Below are 26592 nucleotides of genomic sequence, written 5' to 3'. Positions count from 1 at the left end.
GTTATAGTATTTGAATACTTGGAGGGTAAGTAGTTAGTACTTCGATCACGTCATGTGGCGTTAAAAACACATAATGCTGCAATTGATCAGGCTCAAAAACCCCTGAACTTTCTTCAAGGAACCATTGTTTGTACGCAGAGTTCCTGACTACAAATAAAGTCCACTCGCTGTAAAAATCTGTACCGTATTGTTGATCTAAGTAATGTAGTGTTTTCAATAATGAACCTTCATCTGAATTTCTGTAGGATACTACCCCATCTTCAAACTTAACTACATATTTCTTATCATTCATGTCGTTGCTGAACTCTAAAATAAATCCTTCTCTAGTATCGATCAAAGCATCATTATACAATGTTGAGGGTAAGTCTTTTAGTGGTTTCCATCTTTCCCAATGTTCCAAAGCATGTCCCCCTACTTGGTTCATATTGTCCCGGAAGAATACCTACTATAACTAGGTAGCCTGTTTCTGACTTTTAAACGATGCCCTTGTGCATTAAGTAACTTTTCCTTACTCTATACAAAAACAACATCAATGGCTCTATCGCCTTTCCCCATTGGACCCTCTATATTCAATTTCAATAATGGCCTCTTTAGCAGCTTCTATTATTTCTCCACTAGAATGACGAAGAAACGTCTCCAGGATCTATATTTACCCTTTCCTGAAAAACCCATAAACGTCAGAACATACGTTAACTGTTCTTCATCGAACGTCGATAGAACTGGCACCAGCAGATCCAATGAAATGTCAGAAGCAATGTCTTGATTAACAATTCCGTTATGAATCGAATAAAGCATACTTTCTTTTACTGCATCATCCTTTTCCATAGGAATATGCGCTAGGAGTAGATTGATCCCTTCTATGAGCTCAGGGCTGTCCACACCTCCATATTGGAACGTATCTCCAATATCTTCAATCCCTCTCTCCTTCTCAACTTTATCCTCACTCAATAATAGTCTTCTTATTTCTTCCACTACTTTCATGAGCCTACCTCCTTCCATTTATTACGATTTGATAAAATAAAGAAACCTTAAAAAGCGCATTTTGCTAATCAAGGTTTCTACACAGGACTATTCCTCCAACACAACATTGGAACATACTATCGACAACCACGGTTTCGAGTAGTCTATCGTGAAAATCCCCACATGCTTATGCTTATCCGAACTTCCTTCCAGCTCTTTAAAAAGAACAATCGTTAAGAGACTTTCTTTGTTTACGTCATCAGGAGATAAGGGAAGATTTGTACTGATCTGAAAATCCGCTTTTGTGCAGTGTTCAAAAATAAGCTTTATCATCCTTGTGTTGTCATGACCCTCTTGAATATCCCACTATCAGGTCTATTAGATTGTCCGCCCACCTCACTTCGGTAACAATACTGTCTGTGAAATCGAAATGCTCTAGAACATCGTGCAGATTGGTAGCCAACACCTTCACTCACCACCCTTTCAACATGCTGCTTTGTCATCCCTGATAGGAGTTGTTTCCGAATCTATATTCCATTGAGATTACTCTATACCTGAATATGGATGATGAATGTTCCCATCCAATATAATCTGCCTGGGATTGTTCCTGTGACAATGGATAGATATCCCTTATTTTCATATTGATATCATTTCCAGAATATCATGCAGATTTTCAGCCCGCACTTTCACTCACCTACTTATTAAAGATAGAATTGTATCCCATTACTCTAAACTTTTATTTTGTAACCATTCCCCAGCTTCTTCGCCCATTAATAGGATCGGTTCTTCTACAGTCCCTATATTTATACTTTTTATAAAAGCCTCTTCGATTCCACGAACCCCGGTTAAGATAGCACCGTTCAGTAATACACCTTCAAACGATGCTAATCGTATATCGGCATTTGATAAAACAGCATGTCGGAAATCCACCTCATCAAAAAGGCCACCTACCAAATTGGCGTCTGACAAATCTGCCTTAGCGAACACGGTTTCGATACATTCGCAATCAGCAAGTCTTGCAGCTTTCATATTGGCATTTGTGAAGTCTACATAGGAGACATTAGATTTCCTTAAATCCGCTCCTACTAAATGTGCTGATCGAAACGTTGATGAACAGAGTAATGATGACGAGATATCCTTGTTAGTTAAATCCATGCCATCAAAGATACAATCGGTTATATTCGCTTGGTCTAGTGGATACGGGGACAAATCCACATTCCGCAAGTCCACTTCATCTATACCTAGTTTTTCTCCTTGTTTACCAATCGTTTCAATCCAGAGACGGTGTGACTTTAATTGAACGATAGTTTTTCGGATATTGAAACTCATTCCAACCTCCTTTTTTTACACTGAATTACTTAATTCTTAGAATTTTTGTAGCACCAATCACTTCTGTAAGGCATTCTGCTAATTTATTGTGGGAAGGAATTTATTTATCATTTGAAGTGAACCATGTCATAAGGGTAGTACGGAGTATCCTTTAAGGCCGTATCATCTAACTTTAGAATCGTTACGATGGCTCCACTTTCATAACTCCAATACCCGTTATACGTATCATGTTGACTATTATGCGAGTCATACCAGCCTGTATCTTCGTGACCAGGATACCATTTAGATTCTAAATAATATTTTAATTTCTCTATGGCCTCATTTTCGCTGCTCGCATGAATAACATCAAATAGGATGCTATACGGATCTGAAAACATGAGTGATGGTGTTGTACGATCCAAATCGTTATGGTTACCATTCAACAAAAAATCTACTAGGTAATCTTTCAATTGGGATTTGACAACTAACTCTCTAAGCTGATTGACATCGTGGTCTGGAACATTAATCATATTGCCGATGGAAAGCATCCACACCAGTCTGACATAGCCACTTTCCTTGTTCCATTCCTTATTCATTATTTGGATCATTTCAGAATACACCCTTTGGATCTCTCCAATTGGTGCTCCCATAGAATATAGGCAGTTCAATTTGTTAAAATAGCTATTTTGAATAATTCGATAAGCTCTTTTTAAACCTGTATCCTCTTCTCCTCGTTCCCGTTTCACTTTCTCAGCCATATCTTTATACTTTAGTATTTTGTGAGTTTCATTTTCAAGATATTTCTGAAAATAAGGCAGAGTTCTACGAGTGTCTCTCATTTACTTATCTCCTTAATACTTAGGGTTTTTCTTCACTAATACCTACACACAGCACCCTCATTTTCTCCAGCTGTTCTAACGTTGTTACAAAGGTGCTACCAGCTAAGAGATGTACAGATCTTAGATCCAGAAAATGATTATCTTTACTGAACCGGTCCCATAAATTCTGTCATAATAAGAATATGTTCCTTCAGTTTGACTTTTTTTAGATTCTCTACTTTTTCAGCTCCACCTAGACCTAATAAAGGTGTATAGCCGAAGCACTCGTCATATTCCAACTCACTATATTGTTTAAGGGCTTTTGGATAAGGTTGCCAAGACAAATCTTCATCTTTGAATTCCAAATCATTAACATTTTGAAAGAAAAACTCAAATGTAAACATAATTGTCTTTACCACACCATACCTGTAATTAAGCAGTCTGACGTATCCATCTGACCAAATTATTAGGTCGCCCATCCCTGTGGCAAACAACACAACTGAATCCTTGTATCTTTGACTGCTCTCCTCCAAAATCTCTTTAAATTCCTCTGGATTTACACTTTTAAAATACCCTTGCATAAATGTACCAAATCCATAATTACTCCATAAATCAATTATTTCATTTGGTACCAGCTGCCTATATTTTCAATGATTTCCCTCGGAACTTTACTATGCCATTTAAAGTCTTTTAAGTATTTTTCCATTTATACTCCTCCCACTAATGTGTTAAGTATTTTTGGTGCCATACTCATTGCTAATTCCTTGATTTGTTCATCCTCCATTGACTACCTATTAATGGATGTATTCTCTTATCTCTTACTTCTGCCTTTCCTCCTGTTATCTGCTCTGGGTTGTGCAGCGTTACCTTCACTTGCACGCCATCATGACTCTTAACAACCTTTCAAATGGCAACATCTTGATAGCCTAGTTCAATTATTTTTTCATTTAATAAACGAATCCCCAATCCGTTTTCCGCATCCCATGTACAGCTAAATGTAATTCCAATATCTCGACCTTCGAAAATATCCCCATACGGAACAAAAATTCCATCTAAAGTGATCATTTCTAGTAGTTGATCTGGTGTTTCGATCAATGGATACTTATCATTTAATTCAATATCATAACCTAGTTCATGACGATTCTGTTTGTAATAGTCTAATATTGATTGCAATAAACTTGGCTGTAAGTCCTCCCAATTCTGCATTAATGCTTGATATGCCATATACTGCTCTTCATCAAATTCTCCATCTTCTTCCCCATCGATGATCAAAGATATCTCAGATTCTTTTTCACAAAAATGAATAATGGTATCCCTAGTCCAAACATATTCATACTGAAGTTCACCAAAAATCGGATCGTCTATCGTCATTTAAAATCTCCTTTTACTATTTGTTAGCAAACCCATCAGATCTAAAAAACTCATGTACGTATTTCTCCTACCCCAACAAGGTGTCGGAATTCACTATATTTCATTAATTACTTTATGCTACGTTACTAATTTTACCATATTTTGTATCAGGATGGAGATGTGGGCATAGAAGTCCGGCTAGATGAACCTGATAATACACCCCATGAAAAAAGATGTTATGTGAGAAAAGATATTGAGGACTGTGCTTTCTTGCAAGTGGGCAAAAAAAAAGAAGGTCATAATAACCTTCCCTTGGAACACAATTCCTGCTTGAACGATTTGCAGAGAGTCATCACTCCTGTAACCCACCTTGACTTTTGATAAAGCGGATCGTGATTTTACCGATTACCAGATTATATGAGCGCCCACACATAAAATAAAGCGATGTACAGCCCGTAATATAACAAGGTCGATCCGATGAACAACAGCAACCAATTGAATGAGACACGCATCACATTGGTCAGTGTCAAGGTGACAAGGGTGCCGATGATCAGCATGAGATATAAGATGAATTCGGTCCATGCATACAGGGCGACCGCTCCACAAACAAATATAAGCAACAAGAGTGCTATGCCTTTCCATATTCGGGTCATATTATCCAGTCCCCCTCCTTTCCTTCAGTATAATGGAAGAAGAGGGGCTGTAAAGGAGATGGGGGCAAGGCATAGGTGACTCTATGTATTTCACGCTTAGGAATCTGGCACAGAGGGCAAAAAAGAAGCATGGAGACCGTCTCCACGCTTCTAGTTATTTGATGATTTTTCATCAGCCTTCACGCAATCAATCGCTACCACCAAGGCAATCATGACTTTCTCCATGTTTTCCTTGTGTACGTTCACCCTGTAGCTGTCTCCCCAGGAGAACCACTCCTTGGCTACATCTCCTACGACTTCGCCGTGCTCGAGCACCTGGAAATTCATATCCCACCAATTCCCCCTCACTTCGATGCCTGCTGCATCAATCGTGTAGCGGTGTTTGAAGAAGGAAAGCTCTTTCTTGATCGTTAAGACCTCTTTACCATCTACCTCGACAAAAAACGTTGGCAGAAAACTCAACATCTTCTTCGTAATCAGCGCCACTTCTTCCCTGTCTGTATCCATAATGGAGAACGTCTTCGGAAACCGCATGAAGCTGCCCTCCACATAATACCGATCCCGCTCGTCTTGGTCCTTCACCGTGAACTTTTCGCCTATACTAAAAACCTTCTGCTTCATATACAGCTGACTCATGCTATCTTCCTCCATCCTATGTGCTACTAGTTTATACGAATGATTGCCCAGGTTGGTTTCATTTGTGGCATGGGGACGGTTCCGGTGCGTCAAAAAAGTGGCGCATGGGAACCGTCCCCATGCGCCACTACTTATTACGTCAGACTCTCTGATAGCTCCGTGAAGATGACTCCGAGGGCATAGGCACCCGCATCGGGGTGACCCAGGCTGCGTTCGCCGACGGTTCCTGCGCGTCCCATCCGGGCGACGATGTCCTTGGTTTTCTCGGCTCCCTCTACTGCGGCCGCTGCTCCTTTTTCAAACGCAGCTTTGACGTCGGCTCCGTTCGATGCGCTTTCCGACCAGGCGTCTGCACAAGGGACGAGGGCGTCGATGAGGGTTTTGTCGCCCACATCCGCTCCCCTTCCAAAGGATCGCTCGCCTGTATCCTGGATGCCCTTCACCGCCGCCTGCAGCATGTCCGCGAATTCTGCTACGGTCAGTTCGGTTCGGTCACCGGCCGATTTCCCGGCTGCGCGGAAGGCCGATCCCCAGATCGGACCGGACGCCCCGCCGCAGTATTCCATGATAACCATGGAGCTTGCGTCGAGGAAGCTGCCGATGGTGAGATTGTCTTGGTCCAAGATTGATTTCCACTCCCGTTTCAGCTGCTTGAAGCCCTTCGAGACGCTCATGCCGAAATCTCCGTCCCCTGCGTGGGAATCAAGCTCGCAGAATGGGACTTCATTCCGGATAATCACGTCGCTCATCTTGTCCACGAGGTAGATCATGTTCTGGAGGGATACCCTATTATCCTTGATCTTCGCATGCTCGTCCGCTGTTTCCACCTCGAAGGATACAGGAGTCGATTCTTCCTCTTCCCCGAAGTCGATGTACTCGACCCCTGGCACCGGTCCGTCCACCCTGAACGCTGGTGCCAAGCTCTCACTCGACAGCAACGTGCGCAGTTCATCATCGAGTTTCATGAAGGTCAGGGACACGCCCGCCATATCGATGCTCGTCATATAGTTGCCGACGAAGGCACGGTTGATTGCGATCTTTTTCCCCGAAAGGATGCGGGTGACGGAGTTATTGAACAGATAGAGCTCCTGCAGGGGTGTGCCCCCGAAGCCGTTCACCATGACGGCAAGCTCGGTTGAGTCCCCTTCAAGCTTCATGTCCTTCAGAAGATCATTTACCATGCGCTCTGCCAGTTCATCGGCGGATGCGACCTTTTCACGACGCGTACCGGGTTCGCCATGGATGCCGACGCCGTACTCGATTTCGTCGTCGGCAAGCTTGAATGTAGGCGATCCGCTTGCTGGTACCGTGCAGGAGGTCAGGGCGAATCCGATGCTGCGCACGCTCTTCGCCGCTTTCTCCGCCACGGCCTTCACTTCCTGCAGGCTCCTGCCTTCCTCTGCTGCCGCCCCGGCGATCTTATGTACAAACACGGTTCCCGCAACACCGCGGCGCCCCACCGTATACAGGCTGTCTTCCACTGCGATATCATCGTCGACCTTGACGTATTCCACCTCGATGCCGTCCTCTGAGGCCAGGTGGGCAGCGTTCTTGAAGTTCATGATATCCCCGCTGTAGTTCTTGATGATGAGCAGGGCACCCTTCTTCCCGGCCGTCGCCTTGATCGCCTGATACACCTGGATCTGCGAAGGCGAGGCAAACACGTCACCGCACACGGCCGCGTCCAGCATCCCTTTCCCCACAAGACCCGCATGGGCCGGCTCATGTCCGCTACCGCCGCCGCTGATCAGCGTGACCTTCTCTTCATTTAACTCCTTCTTCTTCATCACCTTGTACTTCTTCATGAACTCAAGCTCCGGATGAGCAAGCGCCATCCCCTTGCACATCTCCACCACCAAGTCCTCGGGCTTATTCAACACCTTCTTCACATCCAGCGCCTCCTTGAGATTGTCGTTGGGTAAATTATCTCACTGGGTGGATTAAAATGAAAGCGTAACGCATGAGGGATAGTGGCGCACAGGGACGGTTCCGGTGCGTCAAAAAAGTGGCGCATGGGAACCGTCCCCATGCGTCATCTGGTTTTCCCTCTCGCCATGAAGTCGCCGGGAGAGGTGGAGAAATATTTTTTGAATACGGTACTGAAGTGTTTGTAGTCTGAGAATCCTACATCATTTGCGATTTCATAGATGCGGTAGTTCTCAGTTTGCAGGAGGGAGATGGCCTTCATGATCCGGTAGCGGTTTAGGTAATCCATGATGGTCAGGTTCGTTTCCTTCTTAAAGACTCGGCTGAGGTAACTTGTGCTGACACTCAATGATTCCGAGATATCTTCGTTGGACAGTTTCTCCTGGTAATGTTCCTTGATGAATGACACACACTGGGTTACGTAATGGTTCGAATGATGGCTCAGATCCTTATCAAGCAATTCTTGGTAATAGGAGATTGTTTGGGTTTTCTGTTTATCTTTCTGCTGGTCTATCATTTTCTTTGTTAATTTTTGAAAGGTCTCATGCAGGATTCGATCGTCTACAGGCTTCAAGATATAGTCATAGACCCCCAGACGGATCCCCTTCTGTGCGTATGAGAAGTCACTGTAGCTCGTGAGGATCAATTTCTCACATTCATGGAAATCCGCTGCTTCTTCAAGCATCTGGATACCATCCATGACCGGCATCTTGATATCGGTCAACACGATGTCCGGCTTGACTTCCTTGATTCTTTTAAGCCCTTCTGCCCCATTGCTTGCCTCCCCTACGATGGTGATACCGAGACTGGTCCAGTCAATGGTGTAGATCAAACCCTGCCGTATAATACGTTCATCTTCCACAATGACTAATGTCAGCATCGTTACTCTTCCTCTCTAAAAGGAATGGTGATCAATAGAAGGCTTCCTTTATTCTCTTCACTAAATACTCTCACTCCATACGATCGTCCATATTTCAATTGGATCCGTCTGTGCACATTGTAGATCCCGATATGGTTGGAAGGATTTTGAGTAGTGTGTAACAAGTCTCTGATTTCCTGTAACCGGGACTGCGTGAATCCACTCCCCGTATCTAATATCATGATGATGAGCTTATTCCCTATTCTGGATGCCTTGATCTTGATCTGCAGATGTTCGACATGATCAATGCCATATTTCACTGCATTCTCCACCAAAGGCTGCATAATCAACTTCGGTATCGGAGTGGTTCCCAGTTCTTCCGGTATCTCTACGGTGAAACTCAATCGTTCTTCAAACCTTGCCTTCTGGATGTCGAGGTAATCGTAAATATACTTGATATCATCCTTCAACGGGCTATCCTGATCGGTATTATCAATCGAGTAGCGAAGGATCGAAGATAGCTTTAAGAGAAGCTCCTCGGCAGATGAAGGATTCATGCGGATCATAAATTTGATGTTTTCCAGCGTGTTGAAGAGGAAATGCGGATTGAATTGCATCTGAAGCTGCTTGATCTCGGCCTCCGTCTTCCGAATATGGATTTCTTTATTCTCTGAAAGAAGAAGGTTCTTGGAAAGGATCATGTCATGAAGATAATAATTGATCGTTTCAAATTCATCCTGTTCCTCCAGTTGGTTATATCCTTTATACCTTCCTTCGTTGACGTCCAGAATCGTTGAAAGTAGAGTATCGATGGACTTCGTTTTTTTCCGAGCGATGCGATTGGCAAAGAGCCTCGTGATGATGACCATCAGACCACAAATGACGAATAGGCCAAGGAATCCGAAAAAGAATCCCTTTTGTAACAGTCCTTCATAGCGTATGGAGTGAACAATGAATTCATCCTGGACAATGGAAGAGGAAACGGTATGGTACCCCTTCTTGGATAGCACACCAATCTTGCCATTATCCAGGATCAGCGATCGTTTTGATGAGAATAGCTGGTTACCGAAGGGATCGGTAATGACGATATCTGTATAATTCATATTCTCATAGAATCGCCTCAACTGATTGGACTGCAGATCAAAGATGATGAATCCGCTTACCTTATTGCCATCGTAGATTGGTGCCGTCATCTTTAAAAAGGTGAAATCAGCCGCATGATTATCCTTTTCATTATAAAAGGTAATGTCTCTATCCTGATTCTTATTGACCTTTGTCAGATACTTATCATAATAAATCTGTGCCGTGTTATCCTTATAGGCATTCGTTAAAAGGATGTTCCCTTTTACATCGACAATATAAAAATTACTCTTCAATTGGTGATCGGTGACCACTTGATAGAGTTCCTTGTACATGTCGTTATGCACGTCATTCGTCTTGAACACCCGGAACAGCCTGGGATCTTCTTGAAGGGCTTGAATCTCTTTTTTGTACGACGTGATTTCGCTCGACAAAAACGAAGATAATTCCTTGTTTTGACTGGTAAGTTCCCGATCGCTGATTTCATTGATAATCATGAAGAACAGTTGAAAGAAAACTCCCGTTACGAGAATCGTAGGGATAATCGCAAACAGGAGCAGGGACCGACTTAGTTTCTCACGATACAGTTTGTTAATCGTTGTGTTTCCTATCATGATGATCACACCAACTTATTGGAAGCATTGTATCTCTTATTATAAGAGTCCCTCTACTAGCTGACTACACTTTCATTCTTAGATAAGCCCGATCGTCAAACGAATCTTTCCCTTTCTCTAGCCCTTTTGTGTTTGGCTTAAGAAAATAGCATAGGGGATCGTTCTTGAGTAAGTGAGCGAGGGCCGCTTCCGTTTGGGCAAGGTCTTCCTTCAGGACAGGATACCCGTCACTTGCCAAGATCACGTCTTTTGCCTCTTTCACATTGATCACTTTCACCTGATCCCGAATGACCGGGAAGCCATCGATGACGGTGTAGGCTAGTGGTGAATCCGTTTGGTTGTTCTGGTGATGGTACTGCTGTCGTAGAAACGGCTGGATGTGCAGGGTGCTGAGATCTTTTTCGTACAAATCCTCAAGGTCTCTCGTTTCCAGATAGCTCCTGATAATGGTGATCCTCATATCTGTCATCAATTGATCTACGAGCTTTTCATTCGTGGTCACCACCCCGTCGATGGAACACTGACAGTCCCCGACGAACCACACTTCCTTGCGATGGTCGCTGTACAGGATGATGTTGGCTCCCATGCGCTTATGGGGGTGGTTGCTGACATTCTCGATAATGTGATGTTCCCGGTAGTAATCCGCGATACAGTCCGTCAGAGCCGTAACGGCATCATAACACGATATCTCCTGAGCAAAGCGCCCGATGCACTCGGAGAGCCGTTCTGTACAGATCAGGGCAGGGGATACCCCGGAATAAAGACTCTTATCCTGGGGCGTCATGCCATCGATCACCGCGGCAAAACCGGGCACGGTCACAATGCGGTCTTCGTTATCTTCGTCCCGCCCCGTCTTGGCGTGGGTGTACGATTCCACTACAGTGTATGCCATCCTCTTCCCCCTCTCTAAATACTGATTTCCTTGGTCTTATTGAACGTAAAGAAGATGATCAGCGTGATGATCGTCGTGACCGTCAAGATCGTGGATAATGCGGCAGCCGTCCCGTAACTTGCCCTGATGACCTCCGAGTAGATGGCCACAGACATCGTCCTCGTACTTCCCGTAAAGAGGATGATCGATGAACTCAATTCGTTGATGACGGTGATCCAACTGAGAAGCGCACCGGCCAGTACCCCTGGCATCATCAGTTTCGCCGTTACATTCAGGAAGGTACGAAGCTGCGAATAGCCGAGACTGATCGATGCTTCCTCGAGACTTGGACTCAACTGATAGATGATGGCCGCACTTGAACGCATCGTATATGGCAACCGCCTGATCACATACGAGATGATCATGATGGCTGCTCCACCGCTCAGCAGCAATGGTTCGTCATTGAAGGCAACCAATAAGGTGATTCCAAGAACCGATCCCGGAATGATGTATGGGAACATCGCAATCGTATCGAGAAGGGATGTGAAGAAATTCTTCCGTCGCACGGAAACATAGGCAATCAACATCCCGAGGATAATGATGATGATGATGGCAATCAGTCCGTACACGAATGTATTCATGATGGAATCTCCCATACGATCCATCACGGTGATATAGCTGTCCAGTGAAAACCCAGGAACAAAGATCGATCCCTGCGTCTTCAAGAAGGACGTGTAGATGACCGTGATTTGAGGAATGATGGCAATGGCAATCGTTACATAGATGAAGAGATGTGCCATTACATTCCTGAACCCTTTTACTTTCACTGGTTTGATAGGGCGCAACGAGCTCATTTCAAAGGACTTCTTGTTCACAATGTATTTTTGACCGATGAAGATGATGGCGGTAATGATGATCATGATGGTGCTGAGCGCCGCGGCAAATGACGCATTGCCTCCGACTTCACTGATAAACTCAGAGTAGATCAGGACCGGCATCGTGGAGAAGCCTTCGCCGATCAGCATCGGCGTACCGAAATCAGCCAGTGCATTCATGAATACAAGGAGAGACCCTGCAAGAATCGTTGGCAAAATCAGCGGTAGGATGAGCGTATAGACCTTTTTCATCCCAGTCGTCCCTAGACTTTCAGCTGCCTCGATCAGGGACGAATCCATTTTCTTCAATGCCCCTGATACATACAGATAGATGAACGGAAACAGCTTGAAGGTGAAGACGATCAGAATGCCCGCAAACCCATAAATACTCGGGGTTTGAATATTAAAATGTTCCTTGAAGAACGTCGAGACGACCCCGCTTCTCCCCAACAGGAGGATCCATGAATACGCCCCGATAAACGGTGGGGACAGGACGGAGATGATGATAAGGACTTCAAGAACCCCTTTCCCCTTGATCTTCATCGTCGTCATCAGATAGGCAAGGGGTACTCCAAGCAGGACGGCGAAGATCGTGACCAGAATGGTAATAGAGAAACTGTTGAAGAGCGATTCATAGTAATACTTTTTCTCAAAGAATGTTTGATAGTTGGCCCACGTGAAGCTGTCTGAGCCCGGACTTTTGAAACTATTGATGATCAAAGATGATAATGGATAGACGAGGAACAGGACGAAGATCGCCAAACAGAGAATGATCATAATGTTCCAGAAGTCGAGTTTGAATCTAGGGAATCGCTTATTCATATTTCACAACCCCTTCAATCAGACTGTGCTCCCCGTCCTCCGTGAAGACATTGATTTTGTTGACCAACAGCTGGAGCTTGACCGTCTGGTTCACTTCAAAGAAGTGCTTAGATGTGTTGGTATCCTGACTGAGTTCCACCTTGCTTCCATCTGGAAGCTGAATCTCATAGTGAATATATTTCCCGAGGAAGTTCCGGAATGTAACCATCCCATCAATCCCTTCCTCTGATTCTGAAATGATGAATTCCTCAGGACGGACGGCAACCGTCACCGCCGCTCCGTCCTTCGCTTCACTCTTGAGATTCGTCATCTCGAAGGTGAATCCATCCACCAAGGTAATCAGGGTTTTCCCACCTTGGTGTGATACCTTCCCGCTAAATAGGTTTGAGTGTCCGATGAACGTGGCTACGAACTGATTGGCCGGGCGAAGATAGATATCTGTGGGAGAACCGACCTGTTGGATTTCACCGTGATTCATGACGGCGATCCGATCGGAAATGGCGAGTGCCTCCTCTTGGTCATGAGTAACATATACCGTCGTGATGCCAATCTTCTTCTGAATCTCGTTGATAGCACGACGCATATCAATTCTCAATTTCGCATCCAAGTTGGACAGGGGCTCATCCATGAGTAACACCTTCGGATGAATGACGATTGCACGGGCGAGTGCCACCCTTTGCTGTTGCCCTCCGGAAAGTCGTGCTGGAAGCCGGTCCTGATATTGGGTGATCTGGACCGTCTCCAAGATTTCCTCCAGCCGTCTGGATTTTTCATCTTTCGGAAGCTTCCGTGCGTTCAGCCCATACTTTACATTATCCTTCACCGTCATATGCGGGAAGATGGCGTAGCTTTGGAACACCATTCCGATGTCCCGCTTATTGACCGGGATCTCATTGATCACCTGTTCGTTAAACGAAATCTCTCCCCCATCTACACTGTGGAACCCTGCAATCATCCTGAGCAGCGTGGTTTTCCCACACCCGGAAGGACCCAGCAATGTGAAAAGTTCTCCTTCTTTTATATCCAATGAAAGACCATCAATGACCGTTGTATCTCCGTACTTCTTGGTTACATCATTAAACGTGATTTGAGTCGGCATGTTTCATTCCCCCTGGTTTAAAAAGGACCGCCTCCTCTTCGTGAGGGAGGCGGCCTATTCATCTTAATTGCTTGTAAAGATGTCCTTGTATTTGCTCAGCAATTCTTCTTTATTATCATTAGACCATTCTTCATCGTCCTTGATGACTTTCACATCGTTTAAATCTTTCATTCCTGACTTGGGATCGATTTCGATCCCCTTCAAGACCGAACGACGGTTCAATTCAGACGTGATTTTCTGTTGCACTTCTTTTCCCGTTACATAGTCCACAAATTTCTTGGCATTCTCCAAGTTGTTTGCATCCTTGATGATGGCCATTCCATCAGCTTTCGCAATCGTTCCTTCTTCAGGATAGACGACTTCCACAGGTGCCCCATTTTTCACATAGTTCAGTGCTGCTTCTTCGAACGTCAGTCCAACCGTATACTCACCATCTGCTACCCCTTTGTACACTGCGGACGAACCACTTAATAGCTTCCCATCGAGATTTTTCACAAAGTCAGACACATAGTCCCAGCCGTCATCCGGTACACCTTCACCCATTGCATATAGCTGGTTGATTAAGTGCTCGAATGAAGATGAAGATTTGGAAGGATCCGCATTCGCAATCGTCCCTTTTAGTTCTTTGTTCAAGAGGTCTTGATAGCCTTCCACCTTCACATCACCGATCAGGTTCGTATTCACCATAATGACACTTGGAACAACAGAGAAACGTGTAATATATCCATCCGTATTCTTATAGGAATCAATGACATCCTCTTCATTAGAAGACTCATATTTCTCAAACAAGTCTTTCTTGGAGCTCAACGTCGAGATTGAACCTCCCCAGAGGACATCCGATAACGGATTCTTACTTTCTGACTCAACACGCTTCAATAGTTCTCCAGATCCAGCCGAAATCAATTCTACTTTGATACCGGTTTCATTTTCAAAGTCTTTAACAAGAGGCTCTGTGAATTCGAGCGGATGAGGTGAATACACTGTTAACTCCTTGGAGTCTCCTCCGGTCTTCTTGTCTCCTGACGAACACGCGGCAAGTGTAAGCGTTAACATAATAAGGCATAAAAATAAACTAGTGCGTTTTTTCAATTCCTTCACTCCCTTAACTGATCTTATCTCTACTTTAAACCTATCCCTACCCACCCACAATCCGAAATCCAACCCAGAATATCCGGAAAAATGAACACATAGGGACGGTTCCGATGCGTCAAAAAAATGGTGCATGGGAACCGCCACCATGCACCATTTTTAGTTATAGAACACACTAAACCAACCGTCCACCAAGTATCAAATCGATTCCATCTCGTCCCACAATTCCTCCAACTCCCTCAAATACCGATAAATTTCTCTAGAGAATATTCCATCTTTCCCACCAAGTCCTTCATAGTCAGCAAACTCTTCCCACGCAGCCTCGCTCCTTTCTTGCAGTGCCCGCTTTTCTTCTTTGGAGTGCTTCGGGTCATACTGGCTCCAACAGTCGATGTACTCCCAACTCATCGCATCATAGTCATCGATATACGGTGATTCATATCATTCGGGGAATCATCAGCCTCCTCATAGCACCTGTCTGAACAAAAAATCACCTCTTCATTGTTTACCCGTCGCTCCAGAGCCGAGATGATTTGACACACCTTGCATCTTTCCATTCTTATCATTCCTCCCTCTCTAGTTCCAACATACATAGGCTTTTTCTATTTTGTTACGGTTGTGCCCCCATCGGGATTGTATATAATGGAAGAATGATAGAAAGGTACAATGGGAGGGGATCGTGTGAACGAGTTTCATTACGTTGATATTGTGTTCGAGAATGTGGAGTCCATCAGGGTCAGGGCCGATCGATTGGTGAGGTTGGACGTAGGTCCACAGAAAGAAAATGGGGTCACTGCTTATGGGGAAGGCACATCATACTCGACTGATTCCCTCCATATGGCAATCAGTTTTGAGGATGAAGCCGTCTTGGCGTATGATCCAAATACCGAGCCCCATCCTGCGGGGATGTACACGAGCAATCCCCTTAGTAACGTGGTGCACGAGCGTCCGGCTGTGTTGGGCCGCATCCTTCACTATCGCGATATCGTCAACCTTACGTTCCTAGACGAACAGGAACAGGCGTTCAAGACCGTGTATGTGCCTTGGAGGGAAGAAGATGAGTATTCGAATAAATACATGGAAGTCGAGGCGGGATCCGGAGTGATCGAGGTGAAGATTGAGAAGGATTAATTCTTTTCCCTTGAAATCATTGGGGTTCCGCCAAATGTCGGTTCCCACCTCCCCATCCTCCGCTAGACTGTTGCTAGAACACCGAAGGAGGAACCTCACATGCTGGTAAAACGTATCGTATGCACCGTGGAGTCCTATCAACGCGAGTCATTTCATATGGCGCAAATGGTGTGGGTTGCCCTTAGAACGGTAGAGGGATTCATTGTCCAGTTGGGTGGATGGGACACATCAGACGCATCCATCGCATACATCTACTCTTTCTGGGAGAATCGCGATCGATATGAGAACTTCATGGAGAACATGCATGACGAAATCTTCGGACATTCAAACCAGAGGGCTACCTATACCACAATCAAGGTCGAGTTGTTCGAGGGGAAGGCAAGTGGATCCGCCGTCAATGAGCGATTAAGAGAGTGTTCATTCATCAGAACCAGCATCAACGATTGTGAGGAACAGCCACTTATCAATAAGAAAAGTGATGAAACCCTTCTATTCTCTGATTCTACCGCAAGGACCCTTTTGTTCACCGACAATGAAGCAGAAGGAATACCGCCCTGGACAATAGGGGAGACCGTGGAAGCATTCATGGTCACTGAAGACTGGCGCGTTCATCGTAATGATTCTTAAAAGGAGGCTACGCGTTAAAACAGCAGCCTCCTTTTCTTCCATTCACTTCTCACTCACCCTTCTTCACTCTGAAGAAATTCGAGACAAACAATAAGCTCAGTCCAAACATGAATCCAATCGAGGCACTACAAGCTGATCCATCACCACGAACACTCCCGCCATCAGCAACAAGCCATATCCTACTCCAACCATGACTCTTCCACTCATTTTCTCCTCATAGATCTTTCCATTGAATGAAAACTTCCGGTTCATTTGATTCCACCCACCCATCAAAAACTCCCAATTTTATCCTTATCTTAATTGAAAAGGCCGTACTATTCAATAAGCCTAGCGGTTTTCAGTTATTAAAAGGGTTAAACCATCCGATAAAACAATGAAGGTACTACCCAAATTTATTTTAAAATTACCTCATCTTACATACCTTGCAACCATTCCCCCCTGCTCAATCGACTATATAACGTAATAGAAAGGAGAACGCACATGGATATCGCATCACTAGTGAAAAAGGCCAAAAAGGGCGATGAAGAATCGTTTGAGCTGCTCATCGGTTCAGTCAGGGAAAAGCTGTACCGGACGGCGTATGTATACGTCCGGAATGAGCAGGACGCCCTGGACATCTACCAGGAGACGATCTATACTGCTTTCACCTCCATCCACACGTTGAAGAAGCCCGAACGGTTTTCAAGCTGGATCACGAAGATCCTCGTTTTCAAGGCGATTGATTTCATCCGGAAGGAGTCCCGCCATTTCACGACCGATGATGAAAATGTCTTTGCCGGGCTCCTCTCATCCGAGAATGCCGATTCGAACCTGCATTCCATGGACCTCACGGAGGCCTTTACCTCGCTGAACCCCACGGCAAAAACAATTGTTCTACTGAGGTACTACCATGACCTGACCACAAAGGAAATCGCAGTACTTATGAAGTCCCCGGAAGGAACGGTGAAGTCACATCTGAACCGGGCGAAGAAACAGCTGAGACCGATATTAAAGGAGGGCTATCTGTATGAATAAGGATCTATTCGAAAACATATCTGTACCCGTTGAAAAGCTTGTGGCAAGGGAAAAGGAAGCGATAATGCAAGCGAAGCGAAAAAGGAACGTGAGAAAGACAACGATGCGCTCCCTCATGGTGGCGTGCGGCGTATGCCTTTCCCTCCTCGGCTCGGGGTTTGTATCGACGGGCATGGCGGAAGCATTGTCGAGCATCCCTATCCTCAGTCCGATCTACAAGGATTTCAGGGACATTGCGTCAGATAAAATCGAGAAGAATCAGCTGGCAACGACGATCGACAAACAGGACAGCCACAACGGGCTCACCATGACGGTAAAAGAAGCCGCTTATGACGGCAATCGCCTCATCGTAACGGTCGTGTACACCGGCGCAAAAGGCGTGACGCTGAAAGAAGAAAAAGCCGGGCGGCAGGAAATCACCATCAACGGCCAGCCCATCAAACCGGCCATCGGCTCAACGGGGCAAGATGATATAAACCCGAACACCATCATCGAGCACCACCAGTATACCCTCTCCAACTTGGATGGGTATGGTGATGAAATTGAAATCCAAGTCCAAGGAGACAACCTATTTGGCTATGAGGGTCAGTGGAATGTGGCGTTCCCCCTTGAGAAAATCAAGCGTGACGTCACGTCCATCACCCCTGATGTCACAGCAAAAACCGACGACGGGATGTATGCAATCACTGCAGACAACGTGACCTTCTCTCCACTCTCAACCCGGATCGACCTCTCCGTCGACTACCCTGCAGAACTGGATGAAAACGACCGCTGGCCATGGTTTGAATACTCCGTCGTCGACGACCAAGGCCGCGTCTATGGTGGCATGAAGCTCCAAACCGGCATGGCCGACGGGACAAATGGCCATCATATGGTGCTGACGTTGCCTCCGATGGATGAGGTGCCGGCGTCCCTTACGCTGATGCCTAGTGAACAAAATCAGGATGTGTATGGTTTGAAACTCGATGAGCTGGAACTGCTCATTCCTTTAAAAAATCTTAAACACCAAAACTAATGAAAGAAAAAAAGCCGGATTCTATTCCAACGGAACCCGGCTTTCTGTCGTTCTTGCTACATACCTCGGACCCAAATTGGAATCATCTCCCTCTTTATCACCCATAAATGAAACTTCTCATTCATTCCCGACGTAAATAAAGCAAGGAGGCGATGATATGTTGTGGGGCACACTTGTTGGCTGTTTGTTTGCAAGCTTGTTCTTATTCGGATCCGCCTATCTAATCTGGTACAAAAAAGACCTCACCTTCATCGCCGGATATGATGAAAAGAAGTTCAAGGGAGACAAGGATCGACTCGCCAGGGCCTACGGCATCTTCTGCTTGGTAAGCGGGGTCCTGACCGTCCTCCTGCCTTTTGCATTAGCAATCATCGGCTCTTATGCCGAAGCCATATTCGGCATATGGCTCACAGTGGGGGTCGTTATGTTGGCGTTTTATTCACAGTCATTGAATGCAAAAAGTAGTGGTTCCTAGTTTTCTATCAGAGAGTAATTCAGAAGCCAAGGTTATAATCCATATAATATTTATAGGGACAAAAACAGAAATCAATCGGAGGATACAGATGAAAACTAAGATTGTTCTAACCTTACTGATTGTAAGTGTAGGAGTAAACCTGTACATAGGGGGAAAATGGCTTTTGTTTGATCGTCCATACGAGCCGACCCCCGAAGAAGCAATCATTCTTGGGGAGATGGTTCAAAAGACAGTCGAAAGCGAAGAGTACAAGGATTTAGCTAAAGAAGAAAAGGTCATTGCCATCGAGAGGGGAATTGACAAAAATAAAGGGGGCAGATTCCCCTACAATATGATGATTAGTGTGCGCACGGATAAAGAAACCCATTTATTCTCATGCAGCGATGACCAATGCTCAAAAATGGAGATTGAAGGAGCAAGTTATTCCATTTATCAAGACGAAGAGCCGAGGCTGCCACTTAAAAAGTAGATTGACTACCTCCCCCCTTCACTACAAGTTGAACGTTACTAACCCTAACCATCACAAGGAGGACCTGCCCTTGAAATACCCATCAAAAGTAGACCTGTGGCTCGCCATCCTCATCTGGGGAATCATGCTCGGCACCATCGGAATCGGCCTTTATGCTATCTTCTATGAATCTTCTTCCTATTGGGAAGTGATGTTTCTACTACTTTCTTGCGTGCTTCTTCCCCTGTTTATATTATGGGGGTGCCTTACCACTTACTACCTGTTGAGCGATACCCATTTGATCATCCGATATGGTCCGTTCAAAAAGAGAGTTCCTTTAGACAGGATCACCTCCGTCAAGAAAACGAGCAACCCCTTATCGAGCCCTGCCCTTTCCCTCAAAAGGCTTGAGATTTCGTACAATACCTACGATATGGTGCTGATTTCACCCAAGGATCGAGATGCGTTCATCAAGGTCTTGTCCGAGCGGTGTGAACAGCTTACTAGTTTAAGGAGGATTTAACGATGAATACGGAAGAGTTTTATAGACTTTGTCATTCCACCGATCTCTACAAAAGTGTCGAGCAGAAAAATAGCGACATCACCGGAGGCAATATCACACGGAAGGAGATTGATCTCATAGATGAATGGGAAGGCGTGGAAAGAGTTATGATCTCCGGCTTAAAACAGGATACATTCGACTACTTCGTCCAACATCATGCCCACAAATTCAAGGCTATTCAATTCTGGAAAAATAAGCTCGTGGAGGACTGGTCCAGTCTTTCCACCTTGAAGGATGTGGAATTCATCGGGTATTTCCATAATCAGCGGATTACAAAGATGTGGGATATGACGGGGAATCATGCTCTAAAAGGTCTTTCCATCAGCGACTTCACCAGGCTGCATTCACTTGACGGGATCCAGAAAGCCCCTGCCTTGGAGCGGCTCCACTTCGGTGATGCCGTCTGGCCGGCGAGTGTGCTGGATGACCTGAAGCCGTTGGAGGGCTCTCGCTTGAAGGAATTCACCTTTTCAGGCAAGAAAATCAAAGATGAGGATGTATCGGTGTTTACCACGATGCCGGATCTAGAAGTCCTGAATTCACCGACCAACCACTACACAACGGAGCAGCTTGCGTGGCTGGTGGCTAAGCTCCCACACGTCGAAGGCTACGCGTTGAAGCCCTACATACAATTTGAGAACCGCTCAGAAAAGGACGTCCTGATCTGCGGGAAACGGAAGCCTTTCTTGTCTTCTGGGAAGGATGATGCGAGGATTCAGAATTATGCTAACAAGTTTGAAGAGTTTGTCCGGCAGTATAAAGAAGAATAAGTCAAAAACGCATGTAGGTCCATTCCCTACATGCGTTTTTAACGATATTCAAGATACGTCCCCAGCTTCCCTCGTAGCAAGGCCGATAACACTAGCCGTCAACACCACAGCCGTCCCAAGGGCCATTCCGATACCTGCAAACACATCGTCCACCCACACGACACACCCCACTGTCGCCGTGATCAGGATGGCATTCACCCCAACGACCCTGGAAATCGCAGAAACCCCTCGGCTGTCCATTGCGCGATTGGCTCCGTAAGACACCAGGAACATCAGGAGTGCAACCGGGATGAGCCATGCATACGACCCGATGATTCCGCTGATGAAATACCCGAAAAGAACGCTGAAAGCGACCAGTTAACCAATCTGATTCTTCTTCATCCATACCCTCCTCTTCATCAAATTCCATGTATCATCAGGGTAACATAGTGATGGTGTTTATTGGAAGAACCTTATAAAATGGATAAAAGGGGATGAGGGAATGAAAAGGAGATGGATAATTCTCATCGTGATCATGATGGTTCTCCTGTCTGGATGCCAACGTTCAGTAGAAAGGAAAAAAGCACAATATGACCCAGCCATCAAGCAGGTACTTGCCCTCGAAAAGGACCGGATCGCCGGTGAGTTCCGGTTGAAAAGGGAGAACACGGGGATTGCTGTATATGGAAAGGGGCAGTATCTGATGCTCTATTATGACCCAGAGCCGGACGTGGGTGCTGAGGCCTTGTATCAACGGAATGAGCAAGGAGACTATGACTATATTCCGGAAGAAGATCGTTATGACATCTTCGATCGAGATGAGAAGATCTTTGAAACAAATGATTATATAGAAAATCTGGGCATCAAATAGGAAAAACCCCCATCCTCGCAAACCGAAGATGGGGGTTTCCCTTTTTCAAAAACAATCCTATTACGTCCCCACAACCCCATCCACCTCATCACGGATCTCCCCAACGATCTCTGTCAGGATATCCTCCATGGTCACAAGGCCGACCGGCTTGCCGGTGCTGTCTGTGACGACGGCCATGTGGGTGCGGGATTGCTGCATCTTGAGGAATACTTCCTTGATCGACGCGGTCTGTTTGAAGCGGGGGATGTCGTGGATGTAGTCCTTGATATCCCCTTTTCGTCCGGCGGCGATGGCGGTCATCATTTCCTTCGTGTTGATGAAGCCGATGAACTGGCCGGCGTCGCCTTTGGTGCGGTCGTGGACCGGGTAGCGCGTGTATTCGTAGCGATCGATGACGGTGATCATGCTGTCGAGGGACTGATGCCTCTCGAGGGTGATCATGCCGCTTGCCGGGATCATGATGTCCTTCAGCTCGCGCTCATCGAAGGCGAAGATGTTCTTCAGGTAGTCAAGTTCCGTCCGGTTGATTGCGCCGCCTTCATAGCTCTGGGCGACGATGAGCTTGAGCTCTTCCTCGGAGTGGGCCGTGTCATGCCCCGACGGCCGTACCCCGAATGTCTTCAGGAGCAAGCGGGCCGATCCGTTCAATACGGTGATGAACGGACTCGTGACTTTGCCGAACCAGTAGAGCGGCGGCGCCAGGAGGAGCGTCATCTTCTCTGCGTACTGGATCGCAAGGGTCTTTGGTGCGAGCTCGCCGATCACGACGTGAAGCAGTGACACGACCGATAGCGCGATGGCGTACGAGAGCACGGTGATCATGGTGGCCGGAACGTTCAATTCAATGAACACGGGCTCGAGGATCTTCTGGACCGTCGGCTCACCCAAAGCCCCGAGTACGAGGGCCGTGATCGTGATCCCGAGCTGGCACGCAGACAGGTAGTAATCCAGTCCTTCCACGACCTTCTTGGCGATTTTGGCTTTCTTGTTGCCTTCGGCGATAAGCTGGTCGATCCTCGACATCCTCACTTTCAGGATGGCGAATTCCGCCCCGACGAAGAATGCCGTCAATAAGATGAATACGACGATCAAAAATAGATTAAGTGTAATCATACCGTCCAATTAGCTCCCCCTTCCTGAGGGGTTCACCTCCAGTGAATTCATGAGGGGCTGGGAGTCATCTTCCCTTTCCCCTTTATCCGGTTGAAACAGGATTTGCTTGATTTGATAGTTATCGAGCTCGGTCACCGTCCAGGCGTGTGTGCCCTGGGTGATGCGCTGCCCTTCCTCCAGCCCATCGAAGCTCTGGGACTGGATCCAGCCGGCGATCGTATCGATGTCATCCCGGTCTTCGAATGTCAGGCCGAAGCGGTCTTCGAGCTCATCGAGGAGCACGCGCCCGCTGATGAGGTAGTCTTCTTCCCCGCTCTTGCGGATATCGGCAACTTCGTCCGCATCGAATTCATCGCGGATCTCCCCGACGAGTTCCTCCAGAACGTCCTCCATCGTCAGGATCCCGGCGGTTCCGCCGTATTCATCCATGACCACGGTCATGTGGACACGGTCCTTCTGCATCCGCTTGAAGATCTCCTTGATCCGCGTCACCTCCACCACATGTGGCACGTCGCGGATGAAGTCTTCCAGGACGATGTCCCGTCCGGTCACGATATGATTAAGCAGTTTTTTCGCATTCACGATTCCGAGGATCTTATCTTTATCGCCGTTTTCCACGACGGGATAGCGCGTGTAATTGTGCTCATCCATGAGGGCGATGATGTCCGCCGGTTTCATGTCTTGGTCGATCGTGACGAGATCGGTCCTCGGCACCATGATGTCCTTGGCCACCCGTTCATCGAAGGAGAACACGTTCTCCATATACTTCAGCTCGGTCTGGTCGATCTCCCCGCCCTGGAAACTCTGGGCCATGATGATCTTCAGCTCTTCTTCCGAGTATACCTGCTCGTGATTCGCTGCCGGCACCCCGAACATCTTCAGGAACAACCGGGACGTACCGTTCAGCACCTGGATGAACGGATACATCACCTTCCCGAACCAGTATAGCGGCGCGGCGAGAAGCATGGTCGCCTTCTCAGAGAATTCGATGGCGAGGGTCTTCGGTGCCATCTCCCCGATCACCACATGCAAATAGGTGACGACGGCAAGGGAAATCCCGTATGAAATGACGGAAGCGACTCCGTCCGATACGCTGAGCCAGTTGAACACAGGCCCCAACAATTCTTTGACGAACGGCTTCGAGAATGCCCCGAGGCCGAGTGCCGTCACCGTGATTCCAAGCTGGCACGCAGACAGGTAGTAATCGAGATCCTGCACGACCTTCTTCGCGACGACCGCCTTCTTATTCCCCTCGGCGATCAGCTGGTCGATCCTCGACGAACGGATTTTCACCACCGCGAACTCCGCTCCGACGAAGAACGCCGTCAATCCAAGCAATACAAGTAATAACACGATATTCGATATGATATATATGTCCAATTCATCCCCCTGGTGAGGGATTCACCTCCACGAAATGATGTCTGTTAGCGCATCATCATGTCCGGTCCATGGGGTGTGAAGCAGGACGTACCGCTTTTCCCCCGGAGCCGATCATGATGAACGCTTCTTCCGATTAATCCATGAGCTTCAAAGGCCCACAACGTATACTTCAGCTTCTCGACCCCAAGGGAACTCCCTCCAAACTGTCACGTGACGGTTATAGTTAGAATTATTATACGATGGTTTGAATGGGGGCACAAGGATAATCTTACGACCCTTTTTTCTCCATAAAAAAAGAACGTCCTTTAGTAAGGAAGTTCTGTCTCACCGGAATGTTTGATCTGGATGTTTTCCACTTCACAGCGTAACATATATAGCCGTTGAACCAGTGGGTGCTCTTCTTGGATGAAGTCCTTCCATCTGCAGAGCGTCCTTTTCCCCATCCGGCGGTCCAGCATAGTTAGTGCTTTAACCAATACATCATCCGACTTCAAAAGCTCACTGATCGGGGATTGGATATAGTCATCCACCACCGAGAAAAAATCATATCGGGCGTAGATCCCTTCATGCCGCAACTGCTCATGGGCAAGTGCCTGGATTTCCAGGTTGGTCTTCACATCCCTTTCATCCTCGTTCCGCTTCCCTCGGATTTCTTCTTCCCGGTAGTACTCTTCTCGCATAGACGTAATTGAACACATGCTGAACACTTCCTCCTTATCCACCGTCATGACGGCACGCCCCATGTGGTCATGCGCCTTTCGGTATGAAATCACGTGGAAGTCGATCCTGGATTGCAGCGCTTCACAGATCAGATTCATGAGGCGCTTCTTTGTTTTGCTCCAAATCAAGGAAGGCATAGGAGCCTCCTTTCCCAATGTAGATAATTTTAAAAAACCGATCCCTAAAAGAAAACGGGACCGGCTATCAATCGATGGTATTCTCAAAAAAGTGGATCTTACTGATCAAGAACTGAATGAACTTCGGAAAGAAGTACGCTCCGAAGAACGCGCACGCAAATGCTTCAGACCACATTCTTAACCACGTCAGAATAAAATGACTGTCATATCCGAAATTGATGGACACCAGCATGAATGAAATAAAAATCGACATACATAGAGCCGTTACAAATGCCGTAATGACTCTTCTATACTTGGAATGAATTTTCATAGGCTACTTCCTTTTTACATTTGATAACTGTCTGATGGTATCATAAATGAGAACAGTCGTCAAAGATGCAGGGGATGCCCAATTGGGTCATTCCCCGCGGGTTCCCAACCTTTCAAAGAAGGCCGAGACGTCCTCATCATAGCCGTATTTTGTGATTAATGCTTGCAATCGTTCCCTGTCGTGGGTATACGTTTTGCCGGTCTCGAGCATTTCTTCGTATAGTTCCATGAAAGGCAGGTTCGACTGCCGGGCGTTCTCCAGTTCCTGTCTTGCGTCATAGCTCACTTTTCTGAACCTTACATCGGCAACACCTGTGTCGTCGATTTCAAGAATGGCATATTGAGCGCGCCGATCATTCCCGAACGAATCCCACTTATAGAATGGCTGACCGATGCTTCCTGGGTTGATAATCAGCTGATCTTCGCTGCTATAGCGGAGGAGCTGGTGATGAGTGTGAGCATACACCGCAACATCAACCCCTTCTTTGACCAATTCATCAAAGTTCTTCTGATCACTCGTCGGCCACAGATCCCCTCCGTGACTTTTCGTGGGAAGGTGATGGCTGATGCTGATCGACAAGTGATTCACTTGCTTCGTCAGGTGCAACGGCAGATTCCTAATCCGTTCTATATACGCTGGTTTTAGGTTCTCACACTGGTAGTGTGCAAGCTTTGAAACATAGAGATCGGTAGGATGGTGAAGGTCCACTTCCTTCTTCAGGACATCAAGGAAACTATCTTCCCAGTTCCCCCTCACATAGACAGATGCACCTACGCCCTCCAACATCTCAAACAGGTCATTCGTTCCCGGTCCCGGCATGATCAAGTCCCCTAGAAACCAATAATCCGTAACACCTTCTACAATCGAGTCGTCGATCACTGCTTTTAACGCTGTTGCATTTCCATGGACATCGGCCAGCAGGGCAATTTTATGCTTCATGTATGTCTCTCCTTGGGATGGAACGGTAATAGATTGCATATTCTACCAGTTTAGCATGTTTCGTTGCATGCGGGGACTGGAGAAAATAGAAAAAGAAGTAAGTTCACCGCGAATCTAACGAAAAAGGCAGCCAATCCACCG

The 26592-nt window shown here is 46.4% G+C and carries 31 protein-coding genes and 1 pseudogene; 9 read left to right on the top strand and 23 right to left on the bottom strand.

What is annotated here, in order from left to right; translation table 11 throughout:
* Position 1: 1 nt before the first annotated feature.
* From K6T23_RS04605 to K6T23_RS04530, 16 genes and pseudogenes are all read right to left on the bottom strand, one after another.
* Positions 2-400, bottom strand: a complete 399-nt coding sequence (locus K6T23_RS04605; protein WP_238283710.1) for a hypothetical protein — start codon at positions 398-400, stop codon at positions 2-4.
* Between the two features lie 203 nt (positions 401-603).
* The gene (locus tag K6T23_RS04600) at positions 604-981 is read right to left on the bottom strand and encodes a hypothetical protein (RefSeq protein WP_238283709.1); all 378 of its coding nucleotides are present in this window, start codon (positions 979-981) and stop codon (positions 604-606) included.
* Positions 982-1683: 702 nt separating this feature from the next.
* A complete protein-coding gene (locus tag K6T23_RS04595; RefSeq protein ID WP_238283708.1) occupies positions 1684-2289 on the bottom strand; it encodes a pentapeptide repeat-containing protein in 606 nt (201 codons plus the stop codon).
* A gap of 107 nt (positions 2290-2396) precedes the next feature.
* A complete protein-coding gene (locus tag K6T23_RS04590; RefSeq protein WP_238283707.1) occupies positions 2397-3107 on the bottom strand; it encodes a PoNe immunity protein domain-containing protein in 711 nt (236 codons plus the stop codon).
* A 143-nt stretch (positions 3108-3250) separates the two neighbouring features.
* Positions 3251-3792: pseudogene (locus K6T23_RS04585) on the bottom strand (T6SS immunity protein Tdi1 domain-containing protein).
* Between the two features lie 197 nt (positions 3793-3989).
* Positions 3990-4457, bottom strand: coding sequence for a DUF6985 domain-containing protein (locus K6T23_RS04580; protein ID WP_238283706.1), 468 nt, complete (start codon positions 4455-4457; stop codon positions 3990-3992).
* Positions 4458-4849: 392 nt separating this feature from the next.
* Positions 4850-5089 (bottom strand): hypothetical protein, encoded by a 240-nt coding sequence (locus K6T23_RS04575; RefSeq protein WP_238283705.1) that lies wholly within the window; start codon positions 5087-5089, stop codon positions 4850-4852.
* Positions 5090-5239: 150 nt separating this feature from the next.
* Positions 5240-5725 carry an LURP-one-related/scramblase family protein gene (locus K6T23_RS04570; RefSeq protein ID WP_238283704.1) on the bottom strand — a complete coding sequence of 162 codons (486 nt, stop codon included), beginning with the start codon at positions 5723-5725 and terminating at the stop codon, positions 5240-5242.
* Between the two features lie 134 nt (positions 5726-5859).
* Positions 5860-7614, bottom strand: a complete 1755-nt coding sequence (dhaK, locus tag K6T23_RS04565; protein ID WP_238283703.1) for a dihydroxyacetone kinase subunit DhaK — start codon at positions 7612-7614, stop codon at positions 5860-5862.
* 143 nt (positions 7615-7757) lie between these two features.
* Entirely contained in the window at positions 7758-8531 is a 774-nt protein-coding gene (locus K6T23_RS04560) for a response regulator transcription factor (RefSeq protein WP_056533566.1), read from the bottom strand.
* Between the two features lie 2 nt (positions 8532-8533).
* Positions 8534-10087 (bottom strand): sensor histidine kinase, encoded by a 1554-nt coding sequence (locus K6T23_RS04555; protein WP_238283702.1) that lies wholly within the window; start codon positions 10085-10087, stop codon positions 8534-8536.
* A gap of 181 nt (positions 10088-10268) precedes the next feature.
* Positions 10269-11096 carry a hypothetical protein gene (locus K6T23_RS04550; RefSeq protein ID WP_148984981.1) on the bottom strand — a complete coding sequence of 276 codons (828 nt, stop codon included), beginning with the start codon at positions 11094-11096 and terminating at the stop codon, positions 10269-10271.
* 14 nt (positions 11097-11110) lie between these two features.
* Complete coding sequence (locus K6T23_RS04545; protein ID WP_238283701.1) at positions 11111-12772, bottom strand: ABC transporter permease; 1662 nt, start codon at positions 12770-12772, stop codon at positions 11111-11113.
* The gene (locus K6T23_RS04540; protein ID WP_079514985.1) at positions 12765-13871 is read right to left on the bottom strand and encodes an ABC transporter ATP-binding protein; all 1107 of its coding nucleotides are present in this window, start codon (positions 13869-13871) and stop codon (positions 12765-12767) included. The genes K6T23_RS04545 and K6T23_RS04540 overlap by 8 nt, the downstream gene beginning before the upstream one ends.
* Before the next feature lie 63 nt (positions 13872-13934).
* The gene (locus K6T23_RS04535) at positions 13935-14924 is read right to left on the bottom strand and encodes an ABC transporter substrate-binding protein (RefSeq protein ID WP_048013878.1); all 990 of its coding nucleotides are present in this window, start codon (positions 14922-14924) and stop codon (positions 13935-13937) included.
* Between the two features lie 234 nt (positions 14925-15158).
* On the bottom strand, positions 15159-15368 hold the full coding sequence (locus K6T23_RS04530; RefSeq protein ID WP_238283700.1) for a hypothetical protein: 210 nt from the start codon (positions 15366-15368) through the stop codon (positions 15159-15161).
* Between the two features lie 273 nt (positions 15369-15641).
* On the opposite strand from K6T23_RS04530, the gene K6T23_RS04525 reads away from it, so the two are divergent.
* Positions 15642-16091, top strand: coding sequence for a hypothetical protein (locus tag K6T23_RS04525; protein WP_048013808.1), 450 nt, complete (start codon positions 15642-15644; stop codon positions 16089-16091).
* 99 nt (positions 16092-16190) lie between these two features.
* The gene (locus K6T23_RS04520; RefSeq protein WP_238283699.1) at positions 16191-16718 is read left to right on the top strand and encodes a YdbC family protein; all 528 of its coding nucleotides are present in this window, start codon (positions 16191-16193) and stop codon (positions 16716-16718) included.
* Positions 16719-16814: 96 nt separating this feature from the next.
* Here K6T23_RS04520 and K6T23_RS04515 read toward each other — a convergent pair whose 3' ends face one another.
* A complete protein-coding gene (locus K6T23_RS04515) occupies positions 16815-16970 on the bottom strand; it encodes a hypothetical protein (RefSeq protein WP_238283698.1) in 156 nt (51 codons plus the stop codon).
* A 228-nt stretch (positions 16971-17198) separates the two neighbouring features.
* Here K6T23_RS04515 and K6T23_RS04510 point away from each other — a divergent pair, with 228 nt between their 5' ends.
* From K6T23_RS04510 to K6T23_RS04485, 6 genes are all read left to right on the top strand, one after another.
* Positions 17199-17732, top strand: coding sequence for a sigma-70 family RNA polymerase sigma factor (locus K6T23_RS04510; protein WP_238283697.1), 534 nt, complete (start codon positions 17199-17201; stop codon positions 17730-17732).
* Positions 17725-18747 (top strand): DUF4179 domain-containing protein, encoded by a 1023-nt coding sequence (locus K6T23_RS04505; protein WP_238283696.1) that lies wholly within the window; start codon positions 17725-17727, stop codon positions 18745-18747. Before K6T23_RS04510 ends, K6T23_RS04505 begins: the two co-directional genes overlap by 8 nt.
* 157 nt (positions 18748-18904) lie before the next feature.
* Positions 18905-19222, top strand: coding sequence for a DUF3784 domain-containing protein (locus tag K6T23_RS04500; protein WP_056533542.1), 318 nt, complete (start codon positions 18905-18907; stop codon positions 19220-19222).
* Complete coding sequence (locus tag K6T23_RS04495) at positions 19200-19691, top strand: hypothetical protein (RefSeq protein WP_238283695.1); 492 nt, start codon at positions 19200-19202, stop codon at positions 19689-19691. The genes K6T23_RS04500 and K6T23_RS04495 overlap by 23 nt, the downstream gene beginning before the upstream one ends.
* Before the next feature lie 70 nt (positions 19692-19761).
* Positions 19762-20193, top strand: coding sequence for a PH domain-containing protein (locus K6T23_RS04490; RefSeq protein WP_238283694.1), 432 nt, complete (start codon positions 19762-19764; stop codon positions 20191-20193).
* A gap of 2 nt (positions 20194-20195) precedes the next feature.
* On the top strand, positions 20196-21002 hold the full coding sequence (locus K6T23_RS04485; protein WP_238283693.1) for a hypothetical protein: 807 nt from the start codon (positions 20196-20198) through the stop codon (positions 21000-21002).
* A gap of 48 nt (positions 21003-21050) precedes the next feature.
* On the opposite strand, the gene K6T23_RS04480 is transcribed toward K6T23_RS04485, so the two are convergent.
* Positions 21051-21275: a hypothetical protein gene (locus K6T23_RS04480; protein WP_238283692.1), complete on the bottom strand. Its 225-nt coding sequence runs from the start codon at positions 21273-21275 to the stop codon at positions 21051-21053.
* 208 nt (positions 21276-21483) lie between these two features.
* Here K6T23_RS04480 and K6T23_RS04475 point away from each other — a divergent pair, with 208 nt between their 5' ends.
* Positions 21484-21852 (top strand): hypothetical protein, encoded by a 369-nt coding sequence (locus K6T23_RS04475; RefSeq protein ID WP_056533534.1) that lies wholly within the window; start codon positions 21484-21486, stop codon positions 21850-21852.
* A gap of 60 nt (positions 21853-21912) precedes the next feature.
* Here the strand turns inward: K6T23_RS04475 and K6T23_RS04470 are convergent, their stop codons facing one another.
* From K6T23_RS04470 to K6T23_RS04450, 5 genes are all read right to left on the bottom strand, one after another.
* A complete protein-coding gene (locus tag K6T23_RS04470; protein ID WP_238283691.1) occupies positions 21913-22974 on the bottom strand; it encodes a hemolysin family protein in 1062 nt (353 codons plus the stop codon).
* The gene (locus tag K6T23_RS04465; RefSeq protein WP_238283690.1) at positions 22975-24345 is read right to left on the bottom strand and encodes a hemolysin family protein; all 1371 of its coding nucleotides are present in this window, start codon (positions 24343-24345) and stop codon (positions 22975-22977) included.
* Between the two features lie 305 nt (positions 24346-24650).
* Positions 24651-25202, bottom strand: a complete 552-nt coding sequence (locus K6T23_RS04460) for an SF0329 family protein (RefSeq protein ID WP_238283689.1) — start codon at positions 25200-25202, stop codon at positions 24651-24653.
* Positions 25203-25269: 67 nt separating this feature from the next.
* Positions 25270-25512 (bottom strand): DUF2798 domain-containing protein, encoded by a 243-nt coding sequence (locus K6T23_RS04455; protein WP_079514948.1) that lies wholly within the window; start codon positions 25510-25512, stop codon positions 25270-25272.
* A gap of 87 nt (positions 25513-25599) precedes the next feature.
* Positions 25600-26451 carry a metallophosphoesterase family protein gene (locus K6T23_RS04450; protein WP_238283688.1) on the bottom strand — a complete coding sequence of 284 codons (852 nt, stop codon included), beginning with the start codon at positions 26449-26451 and terminating at the stop codon, positions 25600-25602.
* Positions 26452-26592: the final 141 nt, after the last annotated feature.

It is taken from the genome of Rossellomorea marisflavi, assembly GCF_022170785.1.
GTDB lineage: Bacteria > Bacillota > Bacilli > Bacillales > Bacillaceae_B > Rossellomorea > Rossellomorea marisflavi_B.
The sequence above is the reverse complement of the archived record's forward strand: the minus strand, read 5'-3'. Positions and strand labels throughout refer to the sequence as shown.